Below are 461 nucleotides of genomic sequence, written 5' to 3' on the forward strand. Positions count from 1 at the left end.
CCTGGGGGCGACCCCGCCGTGCGAGAGCTTTCTCGCCGCGGAGCACCTGGACGCGCCGGAACCGGCGTACCCGCTGCACCTGCGGGTGTGCACGGACTGCTGGCTGGCGCAGATCCCGCCGCTGATCACGCCGGAGGAGACGTTCAGCGAGTACGCGTACTTCTCGTCGTACTCCTCCTCCTGGGTGGAGCACGCTCGGGTGTTCGTCGAGGACGCGGCGGCGCGGCTGGGGCTCGACGAGGACTCCTTCGTGGTGGAGGTGGCGAGCAACGACGGCTATCTGCTGCGGCACGTGCTCGACCGGGGCGTGCGCTGCCTGGGGGTCGAGCCGTCGGTGAACGTCGGCGCGGCGGCGCGGGATGCGGGCGTGCCCACGGTCACCGCGTTCCTGAGCCCTGAGACGGGCGCGGCGGTGCGCGCCGAGCACGGGCCGGCCGACCTGGTGGTCGCCAACAACGTGT

The 461-nt window shown here is 72.7% G+C and carries 1 pseudogene; it reads left to right on the top strand.

Annotation, left to right across the window (positions count from 1 at the left end):
• Position 1: 1 nt before the first annotated feature.
• Positions 2 to 461, top strand: a pseudogene (locus LPA54_RS38135) (SAM-dependent methyltransferase); the annotation flags it as partial.

The organism is Streptomyces sp. DH12 (assembly GCF_020873895.1).
Lineage (GTDB): Bacteria > Actinomycetota > Actinomycetes > Streptomycetales > Streptomycetaceae > Streptomyces.